The sequence below is a fragment of the Aureispira anguillae genome, assembly GCF_026000115.1.
GTDB classification, from domain to species: Bacteria; Bacteroidota; Bacteroidia; order Chitinophagales; family Saprospiraceae; genus Aureispira; species Aureispira anguillae.
Window position 1 is genome coordinate 4,768,359 of sequence record NZ_AP026867.1, and the last position, 21,822, is coordinate 4,790,180.

Below are 21,822 nucleotides of genomic sequence, written 5' to 3' on the forward strand. Positions count from 1 at the left end.
TTATGCTCATGTGAACACAAGCTTGGTTTTTAGCTAACCAGAGCTTGTTACGAACAAAAAAACTACACCAAACTAATTATCAACACACTACAACTTTAAAGCCTCACATTAATAATCAATTTAATCCTTTTTTTAGCGGACTATTGTTATAGAACTACAGAAAAGAAGCATTAGCCCCAACAAACAATTCGTTCAACAAATTTAGGTTCTAAAGTTTCTTATTCTATTTTTTGAAATTTGGTAATCAATACTTCTGTTCTTCTATTTTCCTGATGATCAGATTCAGAACATATTTTGCATTTATTTCTAAGTCTACCTTCTCCATAACCAACCGCCTCAATTCGATTGGCTTGAATTCCTTTTTGAATTAAGTAGGCTCTTGCGCTCTTTGCACGCTTTTCGGACAATTCTTGATTGTACAAATCAGCACCTCTGGTATCCGTATGAGAAGAAAGTTCTATTTCCATAGAGGGATATTTCTCCATTATTCGAGCGAGGTTTTCTAAATCGCTGGCTGCATCGGGGCGAATATTCCATTTGTCATAATCATAAAAAATACTTTTCAACTCTATGACATCTCCTTCTTTTATTGATTTATCTCCTTCATTAGACAATAGAAAAGGATTTCCTACTCGATCAAAATTTGGTTTCATAGACATCTCTAGTTGAATTGGCTTATTACAATCCTCTTCATTTAACAAAGAAATTACTTGATTGTCACTAAAGAATTTGTTCTTTTTAGATTTGACAACATACTCACAACCACATTCTAGCGGAAAAGCAAATTCTCCATTGTCTGCAACCTCCATAACGAGTTCTTCTCCCGTACAACGGTTGAGTAAAATAACACTCGTATTAGGTAAAGGTCTATCGTATTCCATATTCAATACCCTACCCACCACATGCGTTGGCGGCAATGGCGTATTAGGATCATAAGTATAATTTACTGGCGGTATATCTGTGGTACTATAAATTTTTCTAACTGGTGGCTCTTCTACCACCACTTCTTCTTCCAAAACAATAGAAGGATCTCGAACGAGCCCGATGCAATACTCATCTAAACCCTCTACTTCTTTGGGCATAATGAAATAATCTGAAACATCAATATAACCTTCTTTAACAACCTCTATAAAATAAGGATCACCTGCTCTGAGTTTGCATACCGTATACCCATATTCGTTGGTTATATTCTCTACGGCTTTATCTTCTTTTTCTGTATCTTTTTTTATAATTACTTTAGCACTTTCCAAGCGCAATCGGCTATCATCATCGTACACACAAATATCAATATTCATGGTTGGCAAAGGAGCAACATCGTCCAAACCATCTTTGATTTTAAAAGAATAAATATCATCTCCCCCACTCCCTTCTTCTCTAACAGAAGAAAAATAGCCTTCTGTTTTATCTTTATTAATGATAAAACCAAAATCATCATTTTGAGAATTGATTGGAGAACCTACATTAAACGGAAATTCCCATAAAGAATCAGGATGATTGTACACCTGTGTGGCCATAAAGACATCCAAGCCTCCCAAACTAGACCAGCCATTAGAAGAAAAAAACAACGTTCCATCTTGATGAATATAAGGAAACACCTCGTCGCCAGCAGTATTGATTCGAGCTCCTAAATTGATGGGTTTGCTCCATTCTCCATCTTTTAAATAAGAAGCCCACAAATCCATGCCTCCGTAGCCTCCCTTTTCGTTACTAGCAAAAACTAAAATGGTTTCCGACTTTGTCAAAGCAGGATGCGCCTGATCTATATCGGTATGGTTAAATGGTAATTCTTTTTCATTTGCCCATTCACCACTAATCAATTCGGCTGTATAAAGATTCAATTTTGTTGTTCCATCTTTGCTTTTCCCCCTTTTGCCTTTGTACAAATCATTTCTAGTAAAAAAGATTCTTTTTTGGTCTTTGGTAAAAACACAGGGACCTTCATGTAATTCTGTATTTAATTCATCGGCAAACAATTCTGGTTTTCCCAAACTACCGTCTTCTTCACGAGGGGCATAGTACAAATCCATGTAATTATCATTGATCCAACGATCTCGAGCTTCCCCCTTGGTACGAGTAGAGACAAACAAAAGCCCTTTATTATAATACATGGGGCTAAATTCTAATTTATCAGAATTTAAAACGCCTTCATTTTGGATAGCTACAGGACCAATAGAACGCAACTCTGCTATTTTGTTGCAAGCTTCCCAGCCCAATTTAGCACGTTGATCATAAGACCTTCCTTTGGCTTTAGCCTTTAGGCGTTCATCACAAATGCGAAAATGATTTCGAGCATTGAGATAATCCCCATTGGTTTGCAGCGCTTGCGCATAATACAAATGGAATAAAGGCTCATTGTCTTCTTGTTCGATCAGTACGGCATACAATTGTTCAGCCGTTCGGCTATCTCCTGTTTTTCTACTACTTTTTGCCATGCGAATAATCGTAGGGCGATCCAATTTAGCGAGATCCTCTTTACTTTGCATCTCCAAATAAACGCCATAGCCCTTGGATTCAAATTCCTTATCAGCTTTTCCTTTTTGAGCAATTAGCGAATTGGTCAGCAATAAAGTTAGTAGTATAAGTATTTTATTTTTCATTCAATATCAAGTTTGTGAAGGACGGAATATGGGGTATCTATAATCTAAAGTTAAACATAGTTTCAACTGCTTACTTTGCAATTCTTTGTGTTTCACTCAAAGGTTGTTATACTCAATGGATTACAGCGCCAAGTAATAGATCTATCCTAAAAAAATCGTGGATTGTGTACTTTTTCTGCTTTTTTCAAAAAACAATATTCCACCATCGCCTCAATCGTCCCTGCATTATATCGCTGCAATTGAGTGACGGTAATATCATAGGCAAATGCAATTTGTATTTGGGGCGCAATTCTCCACTGAATCAATATATCAAATGAATCTCCCAATCGATACGTAACGCCTGCCAAAATTTTTTGAAAAAAGACAAAACTTAAATTAATATCCATGTCTAAAGGAGCATTGGCAACATACTTAAATAAAACATTTGGTTGTATTTGTATATTTTTAGCAATATCAAAAGATAAACCTCCCATCAAAAAAAAGTGTTGCCTCAACTTAGGCTCTATATTTACGGCAGTATTGGCACTAAAATCTAATTTATTTTCAAAAATATGTGGCACTGAAAAACCTGCATACCAGTGTTTGGATTGATAATAAACTCCTGCTCCAAAATTAGGCATAACTTTACTGCTTACCCCTCCAGGAATAGAATTATCAAAAGCCTGTGTAGGGTCTGCCTCATCCCACCTTATTTGCAGATAAGAAATAGATCCTCTTAAACCAATGTTCAAAAAGTTATTATTTTTGAAGCGAATAATATAGGCATAATTGGTTTCTATATCAACCTTATCGGTAAAACCAATTTGATCGTAAGTAATCGAAAGCCCCAAACCTAAGCGATTTTTCCATACGGCACCATGTGCATTTAAAGTAGCCGTTTGAGGAGCTCGTTCTATACCAATCCATTGCTTGCGGTAAATTGCCGATAGGCAAATGTTCTTTTTGCTCCCTGCATAAGCTGGATTAAAGTAAATTTTATTGAACATAAATTGTGTGTACTGCGCATCTTGTTGCGCATAACTGGTAGAACACAACCAGAGTAATAATAAAAGTAATGTGTACTGTTTCATATGTTGCTTTTTTAGTTTTCCTCTATTCTATTATCGTAGCCCATGACTTATTTTAACGTCGAATTTCTACCGATCCTTGGAGTTGTCGCCCATTTTCTATTTTTATAATATAAAAATACGTTCCATCAGGCAATGCTTTACCTAAGTGCGTTCCATCCCATTGATTCTGGTAATTATCGGTCTCATACACCAAATCACCCCATCTATTAAATACATTCAACCAAGCTGCCTGATTTCCTTCCAAACAAGGGATTTCAAATACATCATTTACGCCATCCCCATTGGGGGTAAAAATATTTGGTATATCACAATCTCCAACTGGCAATACCTCTAAAACAACTAGAGCAGTATCACAATTCGCTGGGCAAGCAGGGTTACAGAGCTCATAAATAAATTGCTGTGCTCCCATAACTCCTTGCAAATTTAATTCAAATTGACCATTGTTTAAATTAATCATCTGTCCATTGCTCATAGGAGTATGAATATAAATATCCCAATTATTGGTCAAGATATCATTAGGGATCACATTAACAACAACAGTAGCATTGCTGGTGAGACTACCTAAATTATCAGGATTCGCAATTGGATTCGCACCTCCCAAAACAATTAGCATACTGTCTGAAGCATAGTTTAGACAAGCCCCATTTGATAAAGTCCACACCAACAAAGTCGTATCTTGCAATAAATTGGTAACAATCGTATTGTGTTGGCTTGGTGTTATAATAATTGCTGAAGAAGTTGTTGTCCACAAGCCTGTTCCTACACTCGGATTGGTCGCAGACAAGACAATGGTATCTTGATGACAAGTTATAATATCGGTTCCTGCAACAGCAGGAATTGTTGGTGCTATATCAATCGCTATTGCCACCGTATCCGTTGAATGGACACCACAATCTCCATTTTCAAATTCCCAGACAAATTGATAACGGTTCCCAGGATTCAAACCATTAATAGCGGTGGAAGGGTTACTCGCATTTACAATTGTAACGCCTAAATTGGCTTGCGCTATAGTTTGAGTCCATCTCCCCGTACTACTTGTAGGTGTATTCCCCGAAAGCATTGCGATTGAATCTCCACAAAGATGCTGATCTATTCCTGCATTCGCAATATCTGAACTTAGAGCCGTGACGCTAACAACAACCGAATCGGTAGAAATACTAGGACAAGTAGCATTTGATAAAGTCCAATAAAAGGTATGCGTTCCTACTGATAAATTAGCGACTAAAGTACTGGCTTGATTAGGGTTAACTAGAATGGCTCCCGAATTAGTCGTCCACGTCCCAATTACATTAACACTAGGCGGTACAGCTGTTAGTGTTGTTGAATCTAGAGCGCATAAGCTTTGATCGGGTCCTGCTACTGCTATTGCTGTGCTATTAGGATAAACTGTCACTACGGTAGCACTCGAACTAGTTGAACAACCGTTTATGGTTGCCATCACATAATAACTTCCCGTATCAGCTAAGGTAACATTTGTCAAGGTGTAATTTTGTCCCTGCCCAACACTAGTATTGGATGGAAGCTTAAACCATTCATACGTTGCCCCAACAATAGCGGAAGCCATCAATAAAATACTGTCTCCTGTACAAGCAGGGCTATTGTTAATCACAATAGGTGTATTAGGAATTGGATTCACAACTACCTGTACATTTCCAGAGGACGATTGGCAAGCATTACTATCTATTATAGATAGAGAATAGGTTCCTGAATCTAAAATGGAAGCGGCAAATGCAGTAGGGTTTTGCAAGTTTGAGGTAAAACCATTGGGTCCTGTCCAATGATAAGCATTTGCAACCGTTGATGTCGTTAATGCTAATGAATCTCCCTCACACAATATAATATTAGTAGGCAACACTGGTGTTAAAGGCACTGGATGGACAACCACCCTCGTTGAGTCATAGGCTATACAGCCTGTCACCGTATCCATTACTTGGGCATAAAAAGTTGTTGTAGTGCTAATATAAGGTAGAATAGGATTTAGACCTGTTGCAACAGCATTACTCATTGAAGCATCCGTGTACCAAGTAACAAAAGGGCTTGTGCCTGAAGTTGAAGAGGCTCCAATTGAAAGTTCTACCGTATCTCCCAAACAGATGGGGCCAGTATTAGAAATGGCATTAATGGCTGGTGCAGCATCAATTGTCACAGCAATTGTATTCGAAGTTGCCCGACAGCCTGTTAGGGTATCTATACAGATCATGTACCAGTTATTGGTTCCATAATTTGAATCGGATGGAGGAATGAAGGTCGTACTGCCTATTGTCCATAAATGATTCACTCCACCAGGGCTACCCAAAGTAGCAGGGTTATTACCATAAGGCCCAATCCATTGAGCTTGGCCGCATTGCCCGCTAGAACTCAATCGTAAGGTATCTCCATCACAAAGAGGACTATTGCTGACAATCACTGGGCTTACAGGCAAAGGGTTAATACTAAGATGGAATGAAGCTGTTGCTGACAAGCAATTATTCGTATCCCGAACCATCAAACTATAGGTTCCTGAATCTAAAACGGTAGCGCTTGTTGTTACAGTCGAAGATTGGAGGCTGTCCGAAAAACCATTGCTGCTAGTCCAATAATAAGTACTAGCAAGGGTTGGCGTTGTTAAAATAATATGGTCTCCCTCACAATATTGGGTATCTGTTGGTACAATCGGCGCATTACCCAATGGTAATACGGTCACAGGACTAGGTATGGGAGCTGAGGTACAGCCCCCTCCGTTTGTAATCACTAAATAAAAAGTTGTATCACTGATAATCCCACCAATGGTTGGATTTTGTCCAGTTCCTGAAATATTGGTCAATAGAGAATCTGCATACCAAGTATAACTGGCTAATGCTCCTGCGGTAGGCGTATTCAAAAGCACATCTCCCCCTATACAAACAGGACCGTTATTAAAAGTTGCCTGTGTATCAGGAGTGGTATAGATTATTACAACACTAGGATTCGATTCGCTCCAACAACCTGTTGTTGTATCCATACACTGCAATCTCCACAAACCACCTGAATAGTTTGAATCGCTAGAAGCGATGGCTACATTCGCACCAGCAACCACTCCATTAGGTCCTACCCACTGCATAGAATCACAATGGCTGGCAGTACTATCTGAATTTAAAAACAAAGAATCGCCTGCACACAAATAAACAAATCCGCCGATGGTAGGTGGTGTGGGCAAACTATCAACCGTTACTTGAAGCGTAGCAGGAGCAGAATTGCAACCATTTATCGACTGAGTAGATAAGCTATATGTTCCTGTATGAACAGAAGTAGCATTAAAGATAGTAGGATTCGCCCGATTCGAACTATAATTATTGGGACCTGTCCAATGATACCCCGCTGCTAGCGTTCCTGTCGATAAACGAATGGCATCGCCTTCGCAAATTTGTATATCTGCTCCTACCAAAGGAGCTATAACCATTGGATGCACCAACACCTGTGTTGAAGCGATAGTAGACGAACAACCATTGGTGTCAACAGCCGTTACATAAAAAGTGCTATCGCTTAAAATGCTATCAACCCAAATGCTTCTGCTTGTTCCAATCGTATCGGTTAACAAAGAATCTGAGTACCAAAAATAGTTGGCTCCTGCAACAATACTTGCTGTTAATTGAACACTGTCACCAATACATATTGGTCCATTATTAATGGTATTAATGGTTGGTAGGGTTTGAATGGTACTCGTAATAATGTTAGATCCTGTTTGACAAGTTGTTGTGGTATCCACACAGAATAGCTGCCAGTTTCCACTAAGATAATGCAAGCTATCTGCTGGAATCGTCGCATTCATTCCAGTTATCGTACTATTTCCTGGTCCTATCCAATAAGCAGCGTCACAAGTTCCTGTTGTAGTAGCGTTTAGATATAAGGTATCTCCATTACAAATGGGACTAAGGCTCGTGGCTATTGGTGCTAAAGGGGAAGCATGAACAGCAATGTGAAGCACAGTACTAGGAGAAGTACAACCGTTAACTCCTTCAATTGTCAATTGGTACAAGCCTGAATCGGCTGGACTAAGTGGACCAATTGTTGGGTTTTGTTGATAAGAGAAAACGCCATTGGGTCCTGTCCATGTATATCCCGAAGCAGCATTCGTAGTCAATGATAATAAATCCCCTACACAGTTATTGGTATCGGCAACAATTGGAGGACTAGACAAAGGCGGATGAACAGATACAAAATTAGTATCCATAAAATAACCACATCCTGCATTCGTACGAATGACCAATCCAAAAAAGGTATCGCTAACAATATTAGGAATGCTAATCGTTTGTCCATAGCCTATAATTGTAGTATCGCTTCGATACCAAACATAAGTCCTAGCTCCCGAAATTTGAGTCGTAGCCAAGGTAACACTATCCCCTATACATACAGGTCCTGTATTTAGTATGATTCCAGGGTTGGGTATTGTATCTATGGTAATAATTGTATCGGCTATGGATTCACAACCTGTTATGGTATTGGTATAGATCAATCTCCACAATCCTGCTTTATAATGAATGCTACTGTTTAAGATGTGGATGATCGAATCGTTTAAAATAGTATTAATAGGCGTTGTCCATTGCGAGATAATGTTAGGCGAACCTGGACTGCATCCCAAGGTCATGGTATCGCCTTGGCAGATGGTATCATCTGCAAAAATAATTGGTAAAGGCGGAGGAAGATTAACACTTACTTTTATAAAAGCACTAGGAGCAACACAGCCATTTGTGTCAATTAAGGTTAGTGTATAAATTCCTGTATCGGCTAAGGTTGCCGCTGGAATAATTGGATTTTGAAGCGTTGCATTAAAGCCATTAGGATGTGTCCACCAATAAGCATCTGCGGGGGTACTACTTGTTAAGGCAATAGGTTCGCCTGCACAAACAGTAATATCTGCCCCTACAATTGGTATGGGGGGAACAGGCAAAGACAATGCGGTATCAGATGCAATAGGAGCGGTACAAGCATTTACTGTCTGCTGTAAAAAAACAACGGAATCACTCGTTATATTATGAATAATTAATGTATCTCCAGCCCCTATAGAGTCCGTTAGTAAGGCATCAGAATACCAAATATTCGTAGCCCCCAAAACAGGTAACGTAGTAAATACAGCACTGTCCCCATAACAAATTGGATTGTTATTATCAATAATTGGCAAACTTGGGGCTGGCACTAAATTGACAAAAACGGCATTAGAAGAATCAAAACATCCAGAGGTTGTATCGTAGCACAACAAAGTCCAAGTGGTATTCGTGTATCCACTATCCAATGTATTTAGCGTCAATTGATTTCCTGCATTAGCAATTGTACGAACAGGACTAAGCCATGCCATACTATCACAATTACTGCTAGAAGTTAAAACAATAGGACTGCCATAACATATATTTCCACCTCCAACAATAGTTGGCTTAGTTGGCAAAGCATTTACCCTTACATAAACAGAGTCACTTGGCGATGCACAGCCATTCGAATCTATCACTACTACAGTATAAAAACCTGCTTGATTCACAGTAGCAGTTGAAATCGTTGGAAATTTATCAATAGAAACAAAGCCATTGGGGCCTGTCCAAGAATAATCATATCCAACCATAGGGTACCCCAATTCTAACAGCATAAAACTGCCTCCCTCACACAAAACAGAATCAACTGTTGTTGCATTGGGAACGATTGGTGGAGTACTTAAGAAAATGGTTGTTGAGCCAATAGAACTGCACCCCAAGGCATCCGTAACCTGTACATAAAAGGTAGAATCAGTAATAATATTATCCACTACAATAGTAGTTCCTGTGCCTATTGTGTCTATCATTAAAGAATCCGTAGACCAAAGGTAAGTAGATGGATTTGTTTGTTGAGGAATTGATAACGTAGCACTTCCATTAAAACAAACAGGGCCACTATTCGTTGGAGTGATGCCTATGGGTAATGGATTGACGCTTACTTGAAAAGCATCTGAATAAGGAGAAACACAACCTGTTGTCCGATCAAAACACCTTACCTGCCAATGCTCTAAAGTATCATAGCCTACCATTCCTGGACCTATTGTAAGATAAGGGCTTCCAACTACCGAAACAAGGGCTGAAAAAGCGAGGTTGTTCCAAACAAGACTATCGCATGTTGGTCCCTCCAAACGAATGCTGTCTCCTTGACACAATACACTCGTTCCTGTAATCACTGGTTTTTGTGGCAATGACTGAACCAATATAAAAATAGAAGTATCCAAAGATACGCAACCATTAACATCTACAGCATTTAGAAAATAAGTTCCTGTATGAATGGTATCTATAGGTGAAATAAATGGTGCGATACCTGTGTCCACATATCCATTGGGTCCCGTCCAATTGTAAGTAAAACTTAAATTAGTGGGCGGATTGATACCAAATTGGATAAAACTTGAACTACACAGCGTATCCTCTTGTGCCATGATATTCGGTGGATTGGTTTTGGGGATAACGCTAACATGGGTGGTATCAAAATTGCTACAACCGTTTACCGTAACTACTCCATAAAATATCGTATCGTTATTCAATCCAGCAATCGTAACAGTGGGAACAGTATCAATAAGCGTGCTGTCCAATGCATACCACTGATAAGAAGCTCCTGCAACTAAGGACATGCTCAAATCGACATCTCCTCCTTCACAAATAGGGCTAGTGTTCGCCAAAATAGGCAAGGCAGGAATAGATTTAATGGTTATGGTTAGTGGATTAGATCTACTGGCGCAGCCTGTAACGGTATCCATACACAGAACCGTCCAATTGCCGTTTTGATAATCAGGGTGCAAGCTGTCTATCACAATACTATCCCCTGCCAAAAACAACACGCCTGTTGGTCCTTCCCACTCTAATTTTCCACAAGTGGTATTGGATGAAATAAATAGGCTGTCACCAGCACAAATAGCAGTACTTTGAGCAGTAATAATTGGTGCCAAAGGTAATGCATGTACGATTACCTGTACTGCCGTATCCTCAGAGGAACAAAGGTTAGCATCTTTGATGCTTAATGTATATTTTCCACTATCTGCAAGTGTTGCAGGATAAATAAAAGGATTCTGTTGGTTGGAATAAAAGCCATTAGGTCCTGTCCATGTATAAGCGGTCTGAGGAGCTGTCATAAACCGTATACTATCCAACTCACAAACTTCTATGCTATTGGGTAGCGCAGGAGTTGGAGGCTGAGGATAAACCAAAACATGGGTCGTATCCGAATTGGTACAGCCATTGATTTCAATAGACAAAAGAAATAGGCTGTCTGTTGTAATATTAGGAATAGTAACCAAAGCACCAGCATTAATATAAAGCGTTGAATCAGCCGTATACCATTTATAAGTTGCTCCTCCAATCATTGGAGTCGATAATGTAACACTTTCACCAATACATACAGGGCTATTATTATTAATTGTTGGGCGGTTAGGAATTCTTCGTATTCTTGCAGTGTGGCTAAGAGAAACTAAGGATTGGCAATTGGTGGTTGTATTGATACACTGTGCCCTCCAAATCCCCCCATCTATGTAATTGGGATCTCCAGGTAGAATAATAATGGTATCTATGTCTACAAAAGTTGCCCCAAATGGGTCCACCCATTCTATGCTATCACAAGCCCCCAAAGCAACTAGCATTAGGGATTCTCCTTCACAAATTGGAGGTCCAACAAGAGTAGGTGGCGTAGGCTGCGGTTGAACGGTAATAAAAACAGAGGTGTCTGGAACAGGGCATCCATTGGTGTCAACTATAGATAAAAGATAGGCTCCTGTATTTAATGCGATTACAGCTATATTTTGTGCATTAATAATACCACCACTAGGAACGGTCCAAAAATAATCATCTGCTGGGCTGGTTGTTCCTAAGAAAATGGTATCTCCCTCACAAACATCAAAATCAGGACTAATATTGGGTTGAGCAGATGGTGGGTGTACCTCCACTAATGTTTGTCCGACAGAAAAACAATTGGCTCGCTGTGTTGCCACATAAAAAATAGAATCTGTGGTGATGTTAGGAATAATCACACTAGGTCCTACTCCTCCAACAATTGGAATGGTTAGTAATGAATCTGCATACCACTGATAACTAGCTCCCCCCAATAGCGCTGCTCCTACTCGTACACTGTCTCCTATACAAATGGGACCATTATTAAAGGTAGATACAATTGGAGGCACTGGATTGATTTGCACATTCACAACATTAGAACTATCTATACAACCTGTTAGCGTATCCACACATAAGAAGATCCAATCTCCAGCAAGATAGTTGGAGGTAGCAGCAGCAATACTTAAAGTGTCTGTAGTCTGTATAATAATTGCTCCATTTGGTGCTATCCAATGGCTTTCATCACAGCCCCCGATATGGAATAATTGCAAGGTTTCCCCTTCACAAATAGGGCTATTAGAGACTGCCGTTGGAGCAATCGGTTTAGGATGAATGGTAACGTGAACAGAGGTGTCCAATGATCGGCAACCATTGGTATCAACAATTGCTAAATTATAAATTCCTGAATCAGCCAAAATACTTGGATCAATAGAAAAATCTGGTTGATTGGGTAACACTCGTGTTGCATGCGTCCATAAAAACGAATCGACACTTGTTGAGTTGGTATACAAATAAATTTCATCTCCTTCACAAATGGTTAAATCAGGTGAAATATCAGGAGTTGCTGCTGGTGGAAGCACCTGTACAGAAATAGCTTCTATGGTAGATCGACAACCATTGGGGGTTCTATATTGTACATAAAAAGTAGTGTCTGTGGTTACTCCTACGATGGATATTGTTGGTCCTGAATTCACAAAAAAGGTTCCTCCAGGATTAGAATACCAATTGGCATTAGCGGTAAGCACTAATGGCGCTGAAAGTTTTAGGGTATCTCCTATGCAAATAGGCCCATTGCTGGTTGGTACAGGTGGTGGAGGGGTAGGGTCTACCACAACAAATTCAGGATCTGAGGTAGTTATACAACCTGCTACCGTATCAATACATTGCAACACCCACATCCCTGTTCTATAATTGGCATCTCCTGGGTACACCTCTACAAAACTAGGCGTACCAGGTTGAGGTCCCATGGGCCCTATCCAAGAGAAGCTATCACAAGAAACCCATAATAGTTCATCAATCCTAAAAGCATTTCCAGAACAAGTTGTACCTGGACCAGCAATAAAAGGAGCTGAAGGCATAGCATGAACATCTACATAAATAGAATCATATCCAGAATAACATCCTGTAATCGTATCTTCTATCTGTAAATAATAATATCCTTCATGAATCGAAGTTGCTCCATAAATACTAGGATTTTGTAAATTAGAAAGAAAACCATTGGGACCATTCCAATGGTAGCGTATAGGTCCTAACGAAGCAGAAAAAAGATGAATATCCCCCCCATGACAAAGATGTGTTGTCGTGGTTTGAGTATCAATAAGAGCCATAGGCAAAGCAAGGACATTAACAACAACTTGATCCGTGGAAGTAGTCCCATCTGAATTGGTCGCTAATACTTGATAAGTCGTTGTTGTTGGGGGCGAAGCTTTGGGATTTTTAAGGGTAGCATCTGACAAGCCTATTGCTGGTGTCCATTGGTAAGTAACTGCTCCAGAAGTTACATCCAGTTGGGCTGAATCGCCTAAACAAATCGTTAGGTCTGGTCCTGCATCAACCACGCCACTACTTGCAGCAGGAAGAACACGAACCGTATAAGTGGTTACAGCTTTCCCCAAACGAGGACAATTCCCATCTTCAATTTCTAAGGTAAAAAGATGTTCGCCTAAGTCCGCAGCAGTTGGCACCCAATTAAAAACGCCTCGAATTGCATGGGGGCCTATAGTAGGATCGGGCTGCTGGGCAAAAGTGGCTCCAGCAATAGAATTCTCATAGGTCAAATCTAGAATCGTTGCATTGTTATTGTTTAGATCATTGGCAATCACATAAAAGCTCAAAGGCTTATTTTCCAATGCATTAATTTGATACTTTGTAGATCCATTTATTCCTGTAATAGTTGGCAGTGTATTGGTACAGGTTCCCATTTTGAGCTGAACATCACGCACAATAGAACCTATTTTAACTCCCCCTCTATATTCATCTACTTGCACACAAGTAAGCACATTGTTGTTAGCACCATTAGCATTGAATGTAATAGCACCAGTTTGGGGATCAATGGATAAGTTGGGTAGATTGGATGAAAAAGGATTTACTCCAGAATAAGTTCCGCTGTAATCAACACTAAGTCCTACTGATTTTTGGCAATCGACCAAGGCATAAACCAAAGAATCGCCATCTGCATCGATCGCTCTATTATTATAGGTTACTACCTGATTGAGACAAGTAAAAAATAGCGGTTCATACAAAAATTCAGGTGCGCTATTGTTGGTTCCTATCATAGCATCTAGGCTTGCTTCTATATGTATGCCCTGCATAGCGGGAAGCGTTAAGGTGTTAATTCCTGCTTGTCGATGAAAGTAATCCCAAGAAAAAACAACATCACTACAGGTATTAGTGATGGTAGCTAGGCCTTTGTATTGGTAGTGTTCAATACCTAAGAAATTTCCTCCATTGCACGTATTGGCAGAATCTAAACAAATTGGCGAAATATCACTTGGAAAACCACTTTGAAGGTTGACCAACATGGTTCCTGAACTAATACCACAACTGGGAGCTGTTATATTGATCGTTTGATTAGCTCCTAGCGGTAATTTCGAACAATCGGCATAGACATCAAGCACAACCTCATAAGTATTGGTTGTAAGATATTGATAACTAAGCTCTGCTCCTTTCACAGATTGTCCCTGTATTGCCTGTTGACAAAAAACTACAATAAAGCCAATAAATATAATTAAGTGTAAAATTTTTGAATTCATATACTACAAGCTATTTGGGGCAAATAATTACGAAATACTTTGACCAATTAAGTGCTCTATTAAAGTGCTATTTTGCTTATCTATGGTGTTGAATATTGAGACTCTAGGTAGTGGGGTAGTGTCTAAAGGCTAGTGGGTAAACATTTTTCTTTACCAAAAAACGAACATAACGAACATTTTATAACCTCCTATTAATCATCTTCTTTAAATAAAAACGCACCACTAGTTACAATTAGTACAATTCTATTATTAATAGCGTGTTCTCTTTTTGTACAAGTAACTCCATCAACACAATGATTTAAAATTTCATCTTCTCCTTTCATTTCAAAAAAGAACTGTTCTTCTGTAACACCTCGTTCAATTAATTCTTGCTGTACCAGTGCAGCCCTTTTTTTTGAAAGTAGTAAATTTAATCGGTCGCTTTTTCTAGAATCAGTATGGATTTGCAGTTCCATTTTAACCTCTGGATTATCTTTTAGGATTCGAACAAGTGTATCCAGCCATATTTCACTTGATAAGCGATGTGTCCGATCTATAAACCGTAAATTGTAAGATTTTAGGGCAAAAACATCTCCTGCTCGATAATTGGGTTTGGGAGCATTAGGGACAAAATTATAGACGAATGGAATGTTTCCCGAATTGGTAGCAAGTGCTTCTTGTTTTATATTAACAACAGTATCAATCATTCCTTCAATAAACACATGAAGTTCATAATCATTATCTTTGACAGCCTTTATATCATAATTTCCTGTAGCATCCAGTTGTTCTGTACGAGTATAATTGGTAGTTGTATTTGTTAATGTTACCTGTCCTTTAGTGCCATTTGGTATCGCAATATTACCTTTAATGGATATAATATTTCTAGGACGTAAGCTAATTCCTTTCTTATTTTGATGAGTACGAGAAAAATTAGTAGTTTTTAGTTTGGACAATTGTGTATAATATCCATCTTTGGTTGTCTGTATCAAATAACTCTTATTGGGGATCAAAGAAACCGTAATCATACCTGCACTATCCGATATAAATTCACCAATAAAAGTGCTGACAGGACGTTTTTTATTGCCAAAATCTTCCTGAAGCACCAAAGAAATTTTAGCTCCATATACAGGAGCATGAAAAGCCGCATTACCTACATAAATTGCAGTAGGAACAGTTGGTATATTCTCTTGTGCAGTTGCAGTACAAGCCACTAGTAATATAAATAAAAAATATATATTATTTTGCATAAATCATATTTTTATTAATTTCTTTTTTTCTGCCAAAATAGCCCCCCTAACACTACTATTACAAAAGCAATCAATCCCCAATACTTCCATTCAATCCCCGAAGAGAGAATTTGTAAGCTATGCAATTGATCTGGCGTTCCAACCAAAATCAACCCACTCCAAAAATAAGGCACACAAATTAAGCCTGAGCCAGCGTCCAAAAAATTTAATTTAGCATATTGTAATGCTTGTGCTTTGGGCATTCCCTGCATTAAATAAGTATAAAAATTCTCCATTAATATTTGTGTAGCCTGATCAGATACAGGCCAGAGTGTCATTGCTATATTAGGACAGCCTGCGTAGGCAAAGCCACGTGCTACCGACATTGCGCCCTCTCCTTTTTGTATCGTTCCTACCCCTGTATTACAAGCGCTCAATGCAACTAACTCTGCATTAAGCTGCATATTATAAAGTTCGTAAGTATGCAACAAGCCATCTTCATTATCATCTCCTAATAATACCAAACTTGAATACAGCGGGTATTTATGGTTGAGGATTCCATGCGTAGCAAAATGCAAGACTCCATACTTACTCGCCTCTGCTTTAAAAATCGCTTCTGTTGCATCAAAACCAGTATAAGAGGCTCCCTTTGTTAAACTTCCTATTTTTTTCACTTCTAAGGCAGCATTATCCAAAGGAGAAAGCAATAAGTCCTGATATTTACTTTGTTGGTGTCGATTGGTTAACGTAAATGATTTAACATTCGAAAAATCGGGCGCAAACCCCATAAATCCATCTGGAACATTAGAATAATCATGTTCCTTCGCTTCCAAATATAAGGTAGCAGAATAATTATAGGCAATTGCAGCCTTTCTAATCAAGTAAGGCACTTCTTTATAAACACTATAATCTTTTGTTTTGCTACTTGAAAACGACTGTGAAATAATTGCTGTTGGAATCAACTCAAAGGGCAAGTAATTGAGTTCTGCATCAGGAATAACAACAATAGATCGATCATCCAAATGCTTTTCAATAGGTTTTATTAATGTCTCATACCAAATATTGCTATACTTCACAAAATCATTAGGATTTTCCCCTTTTAGAGAGCGAATATATTTTGTAATAGAACGCCCTAAACGTTGTGGTGTAGCGATCGTTCTATAGACGATTTTTTCTTGCTCAACCAACATAATATGGATAAGAGAATCAACAACTACATAATTCAGTAAAATTTCCTTATCCCCCATTCGCTTTTGCAATTCTTGACAATCAATAGGACGCTGCTTGTATTTTAGGTCATAATATTCGGGATAGGTTTTTTCAATATAGTCTAAATAATCAGGATACTTTTTTTCTGCTTCTGCAAGTTCTTTCTCTAGCTTTTCTAGCCGTTTTTTATCCATATCTTTCCCTTTCTTAGCCTCATAATAAATCTCTCCACTCAGATAGGCAATTTCTGTTTTTAGCTTATTTTCTTTTTCTACAACCCAATCAGGAACCCTTGATACTTTTTGAGCTCTCAATTGTTGTACCGCCTGAAGCAGTAGCGAGCTTTTGGAATTCTCAATATAATTGAATAAACGATAAAGATAAGATTGTTCTTTTGTTTGTGTATACAAACGGCTGGTCGTTTGTATTGCTTGGTGGCTAATTGCTTGTGACAATTCGGATAGTTTATACCTAGCTCCCTCTGTACGATAAGTCGCTCTCAGTTTTACCAACATTTCCATTGCCAAATCTGAAATACTGAGTGCATGTAGCAGTTGCTTTCTCGTTGGGCTTCCCTTCTGGATATATAAATGATAGACCACAGTAGCTTTGGTAATGGTAGCATATAACAATTCATAGGGATAATTTGCTTCTTGTGGAATTGGTAAATCTACACCACTAATTACCCTCGCATTTTCTAGTGTTGCGGCATTAATAGAACGATTGATAAATTCCAAAGCCTCGTTATAATTGAATTGTTGAATCGCTATTTCACTCATAAATCGAGTTGCCTCGGCAACTAAGGCGTGTTTTTCAGGATAAGTAACCGCCATAAGTTCTAAAGCGCTGGCATAATAAACTTTAGATTTATCATAATTACGAGCTGAAAAATATAGCGCTCCTTTAGCCATATAAATTTCAATTTTAGCAACATCTCGTTCTTTGCTAGGCAATCGGCTAATTAAACGTTCTGCCCGCTCATAATTCAATAAAGCAATGTTAAAATTCTCACTCAAAGCAGGATTCCCTAAATGTTCAATTTTTTCTAAATCATAATGCACCAGCTCTTGATCTAATGACCAACTTGGGGTAATGTTTTTGACTGTTTTTTTGTACCAATACAAGGACTTGCCCGTAATTTCCAACTCTTTACAAATCTTCCCTTGCTGGAGTAAACCATTATAAATATCTCTTGCAGAACCCCCGATACCCAATTGAATAGACAAAGCTTCTCCATTTTGTTCCAAAGCATCTTGATAATCCTTGATACTCATGGCTATAATGGCCAACATTGCTTTGGTTTCTGCCCGTTCCTTGGGGCTCAAATCATACGTAAGGGCATCATTAAGGTGCTTATAAGCCGTTTCATACTCCGTATACTGATACAAAGAACGACCTGTTTTAAAGTTAAGTGTTCCTCGTTGGCTAGAATCTGCCGTATTCAACAAATTGCCATATCGAGTAGCTGCATCTGCTGGCGGTAAAATATCGTCATACAAACGTCCTGCTTCTATCTGGTATTTATTTAGTAAATCTTGGTTTTGATCCTCCGCAGGTAGTTTATTGGCATTTTTCAGCAATTCCTCAAAAACATTTAGAGCGGCTTCTTTATCTCCCCTTCTCAAATATAAATCCCCAAGCGTCTGTTGCAATTCAATATTAAAAATAGGAGATACATATTCAGGATTTTTAAGTGCTACCGCTCCTGCTTCTTCCAAAAAAACAGTAGCTTCTTTTTGTTCGTCATAATACAAATGATATTTCCCCAAACACAACCTCAAATAAGCACGTGTAGCCTCATTATGCTTTGTTTGTGCATTGTACAACTCCTCTGCTCTCTTAAAGGCTAAAAAAGCTTTTTTGGGTTGCTTTTTATTGAGCAATACAATCGCTTCCATCGCTTTTGCTGCAATATAACCATTAATGTCTCCATTGTTTTCATAACGATTGGCTGAACGCTCAAAGGTTGCTTCACCGCCTTTGAGGTTTCCTTTATAAAACTTTTTTTCACCATTTCTAAATATGGTATAAGCCCCCTTACTCTTACCTGTAGAAGGCAATTGAGCAAGCAAATTATTCGTTTGAAAAAGAAATAAAAAGATAATAAATTTAATGTATATTTTCATCATATATTACGATTACAAGGAGATATTTTTCATTGGAAATTTGGGCTTGGAATACTATAAAAGTTACGTTTTATTTCAATAAAATCTACAGATTGCTTGTTTTTTTTCTTCAAAAAAAGTACCATTGCCTACCCAACAATAACACAACCCAATCAATAGAATTATGGAGAAATGATCGTCTTAATAAAGATATTTGATGGAGCAATACAATATTATATCCGTATGTTTTTTATTCCAACTATATCTTACTATAAAAACACTCCATAAAATACTAACTTACAATTACTTATTTTTATTTTATGATACCCCAAATAGCTTTTAGAATGGCAAATACTAATTACCTATATTAAGTTTTAGTATAAACAATTAATATATGTCCTAATTTACTAGTTTTTATAGCATTAGCACATTCTAAATGTATTGATGCAAATATGCTACGAAAAAATTAAACGGACAAATTAGAACTTCTTTTCTAGAGATTTTCACAATATTATTTACATAAATTTATAATCTAAATATATCGTAACTTTTTTCTTATGGCTGGTAAATTAAGCTTAATTTTAGGTCCCATGTTTTCGGGCAAAAGTACTATTTTATTAACAAGATATAGACGTTATCAAATTGCAGGTAAAAAATGCCTATTAATCAAATATGCCAACGATACTCGTTATAGCGGTTCTGAAGAAATGCTTGTAACACACGATCAAATTAGCTACAAAGCAACTTCATGTCATAAATTGGAAGAAGTTCATAACTTTATTCAAGATTATGATGTTATTTGTATTGATGAAATTCAATTTTATGCCGATGCACACCTTTATTGTGATCAATGGGCCAACAATGGTAAAATAGTTGAAGTTTGTGGTTTAAATGGGGACTATCGCCGAAAACCTTTTGAGCAAATTAGTTTACTAATACCGCTTTCTGACGATATTAGCTATGTCACTGCTGTTTGTAAAGAAACAGGCAAGGATGCATCGTTTACAATGCGTTTGTCTAATGAAAAAGAACAAGAAGTTATTGGTAGTACAGACAAATACCAAGCAGTTTCTAGAGAACGCTATTTAAAGGGAATGTGCAATAAGACAAATGACAAAATTACTAACGTTTTATAGTACGAAGATTTGCAAAAGAAGTTGTTTAAAATGATACTAATTCTCCGCTAGCGTTTTTAATTTTTTTTTTAGAAGCTCTAATAAAACAGCTAAACAACTGCTTATCAAATACAAAAGTCATTCTTGGATCTGTTTACCCAAGAATGACTTTTTTTAAGAAAAAAAAGACAATGGTCTAATACCCTGCGAATTAAGTTCTATTTAATTTAAAAATGCTATCTCCTAGTTTTTGAAAAAAGAATCGACAAATTCACGCTTATCAAATTCTTGTAGATGTTGCATTCCCTCTCCTACCCCAATATACTTAATAGGTATATTAAATTGATCGCTAATTCCAATAACAACCCCTCCTTTTGCCGTTCCATCTAATTTGGTTACGGTCAAAGATGTAATACCATCGTTGGTTACAGAAGCAAAATGTTTGGCTTGCTCATACGCATTTTGTCCAGTAGAACCATCCAAGACCAACATTACCTCATGAGGAGCACCAGGGATTTGTTTCCCAATAGATTTATTAATTTTTTCGAGCTCCTTCATTAAGCCCTTTTTGTTGTGCAATCGCCCTGCGGTATCAATAAAAACAACATCGTGATCATTTTCATTGGCATAACGAACCGTCTCATAAGCAACAGCAGCAGGATCGGCATGCATTCCTTTGCTATAAAAATCACAACCAACACGATTTGCCCAGATCTCCAATTGGTCAACAGCAGCAGCACGGAAAGTATCGCCAGCCCCCAACAAAACCTTTTTGCCAGCTTCTTTGTATTTATTGGCTAATTTGCCAATAGAAGTTGTTTTTCCTACACCATTTACACCAATAACCATAATAACATAAGGTTTTTTGCCCTCTGGCAACTCGTAGGTAACCTTATCATCCGAATTATTAAGTGCCAATAATTGCACAATTTCATCCCTCAATATTTCATTGAGTTCTTTAGTGGTAACATATTTATCACGAGCAACCCTAGCCTCTATTCGTTGAATAATCTTGATGGTTGTTTCGACCCCTACATCTGAAGCGATTAAAATATCCTCCAGATCATCTAAAACCTCTTCGTCAATGGTGGTACGCCCAGCAAAAGTTGTGGCTAATTTACCAAAAAAACCTTTTCTTGACTTCTCTAAACCATTATCAAGATCTTCTTTAAGTTGTTCCTTTTCTTCCTCTTTTTTTCCAAAGAGTTTTTTGAAAAATCCCATAGCGTGTTTCTAATTATAAATAGGTGTAAGCACAAAAAGCTTCTCCAAGTACGGAGAAGCCTATTGTATAATATCTTTAAAATTTACAAGCTAAATTATTTAGCTGCAAAGAATTCTTTTACTTGATCTTTATGAATGATTACTTCTTTATAAGAAATCTTTCCAGTAATAGGATCTTTAGTAGATTTAACACACTTAACGTGATCTTTTCCCGAGCCTGCATTTGCCGCACGTTGTGCGACCCTTGCGTTCTTTGATACCTTCTTAGCCATAATTATTTAATTTCTTTATGTATAGTATATTTTTTTAGGATAGGATTGAATTTTTTCAATTCCATACGGTCAGGTGTATTTTTACGATTTTTCATCGTAATATAACGAGAAGTACCTGGCATACCAGTAGATTTATGCTCTGTACATTCTAAGATAACCTGTACACGATTCCCTTTGCTCTTCTTAGCCATAACTTATAATGATTTTAATCT

Annotated in this window: 9 protein-coding genes; 1 reads left to right on the plus strand and 8 read right to left on the minus strand. The window is 37.8% G+C overall.

Annotation, left to right across the window (positions count from 1 at the left end):
* Positions 1-218: 218 nt before the first annotated feature.
* The 5 genes from AsAng_RS18700 to AsAng_RS18720 form a co-directional block, all read right to left on the minus strand.
* A complete protein-coding gene (locus AsAng_RS18700) occupies positions 219-2,597 on the minus strand; it encodes an OmpA family protein (protein ID WP_264788616.1) in 2,379 nt (792 codons plus the stop codon).
* 146 nt (positions 2,598-2,743) lie between these two features.
* On the minus strand, positions 2,744-3,667 hold the full coding sequence (locus AsAng_RS18705; protein WP_264788617.1) for a PorP/SprF family type IX secretion system membrane protein: 924 nt from the start codon (positions 3,665-3,667) through the stop codon (positions 2,744-2,746).
* Positions 3,668-3,719: 52 nt separating this feature from the next.
* On the minus strand, positions 3,720-14,480 hold the full coding sequence (locus AsAng_RS18710) for a gliding motility-associated C-terminal domain-containing protein (protein WP_264788618.1): 10,761 nt from the start codon (positions 14,478-14,480) through the stop codon (positions 3,720-3,722).
* Between the two features lie 191 nt (positions 14,481-14,671).
* On the minus strand, positions 14,672-15,706 hold the full coding sequence (locus AsAng_RS18715; RefSeq protein WP_264788619.1) for an OmpA family protein: 1,035 nt from the start codon (positions 15,704-15,706) through the stop codon (positions 14,672-14,674).
* A 14-nt stretch (positions 15,707-15,720) separates the two neighbouring features.
* Positions 15,721-19,023 carry a CHAT domain-containing protein gene (locus AsAng_RS18720; RefSeq protein ID WP_264788620.1) on the minus strand — a complete coding sequence of 1,101 codons (3,303 nt, stop codon included), beginning with the start codon at positions 19,021-19,023 and terminating at the stop codon, positions 15,721-15,723.
* A gap of 533 nt (positions 19,024-19,556) precedes the next feature.
* Here AsAng_RS18720 and AsAng_RS18725 point away from each other — a divergent pair.
* On the plus strand, positions 19,557-20,135 hold the full coding sequence (locus AsAng_RS18725) for a thymidine kinase (protein ID WP_264788621.1): 579 nt from the start codon (positions 19,557-19,559) through the stop codon (positions 20,133-20,135).
* A 222-nt stretch (positions 20,136-20,357) separates the two neighbouring features.
* Here the strand turns inward: AsAng_RS18725 and ftsY are convergent, their stop codons facing one another.
* The 3 genes from ftsY to rpmG all read right to left on the minus strand — a co-directional run bounded on the left by ftsY (position 20,358) and on the right by rpmG (position 21,801).
* On the minus strand, positions 20,358-21,338 hold the full coding sequence (ftsY, locus tag AsAng_RS18730; protein ID WP_264788622.1) for a signal recognition particle-docking protein FtsY: 981 nt from the start codon (positions 21,336-21,338) through the stop codon (positions 20,358-20,360).
* 95 nt (positions 21,339-21,433) lie between these two features.
* On the minus strand, positions 21,434-21,610 hold the full coding sequence (locus AsAng_RS18735; RefSeq protein ID WP_264788623.1) for a DUF4295 family protein: 177 nt from the start codon (positions 21,608-21,610) through the stop codon (positions 21,434-21,436).
* Positions 21,611-21,612: 2 nt separating this feature from the next.
* On the minus strand, positions 21,613-21,801 hold the full coding sequence (rpmG, locus tag AsAng_RS18740; RefSeq protein ID WP_052597602.1) for a 50S ribosomal protein L33: 189 nt from the start codon (positions 21,799-21,801) through the stop codon (positions 21,613-21,615).
* Positions 21,802-21,822: the final 21 nt, after the last annotated feature.

Bases quoted from the DNA above. Each gene is read 5' to 3' on its own strand.
- AsAng_RS18715 (WP_264788619.1), bottom strand. From the start codon at position 15,706: ATGCAAAATAATATATATTTTTTATTTATATTACTAGTGGCTTGTACT.
- ftsY (WP_264788622.1), bottom strand. From the start codon at position 21,338: ATGGGATTTTTCAAAAAACTCTTTGGAAAAAAAGAGGAAGAAAAGGAA.
- AsAng_RS18710 (WP_264788618.1), bottom strand. From the start codon at position 14,480: ATGAATTCAAAAATTTTACACTTAATTATATTTATTGGCTTTATTGTA.
- AsAng_RS18720 (WP_264788620.1), bottom strand. From the start codon at position 19,023: ATGATGAAAATATACATTAAATTTATTATCTTTTTATTTCTTTTTCAA.
- AsAng_RS18705 (WP_264788617.1), bottom strand. From the start codon at position 3,667: ATGAAACAGTACACATTACTTTTATTATTACTCTGGTTGTGTTCTACC.
- AsAng_RS18700 (WP_264788616.1), bottom strand. From the start codon at position 2,597: ATGAAAAATAAAATACTTATACTACTAACTTTATTGCTGACCAATTCG.
- AsAng_RS18725 (WP_264788621.1), top strand. From the start codon at position 19,557: ATGGCTGGTAAATTAAGCTTAATTTTAGGTCCCATGTTTTCGGGCAAA.
- rpmG (WP_052597602.1), bottom strand. From the start codon at position 21,801: ATGGCTAAGAAGAGCAAAGGGAATCGTGTACAGGTTATCTTAGAATGT.
- AsAng_RS18735 (WP_264788623.1), bottom strand. From the start codon at position 21,610: ATGGCTAAGAAGGTATCAAAGAACGCAAGGGTCGCACAACGTGCGGCA.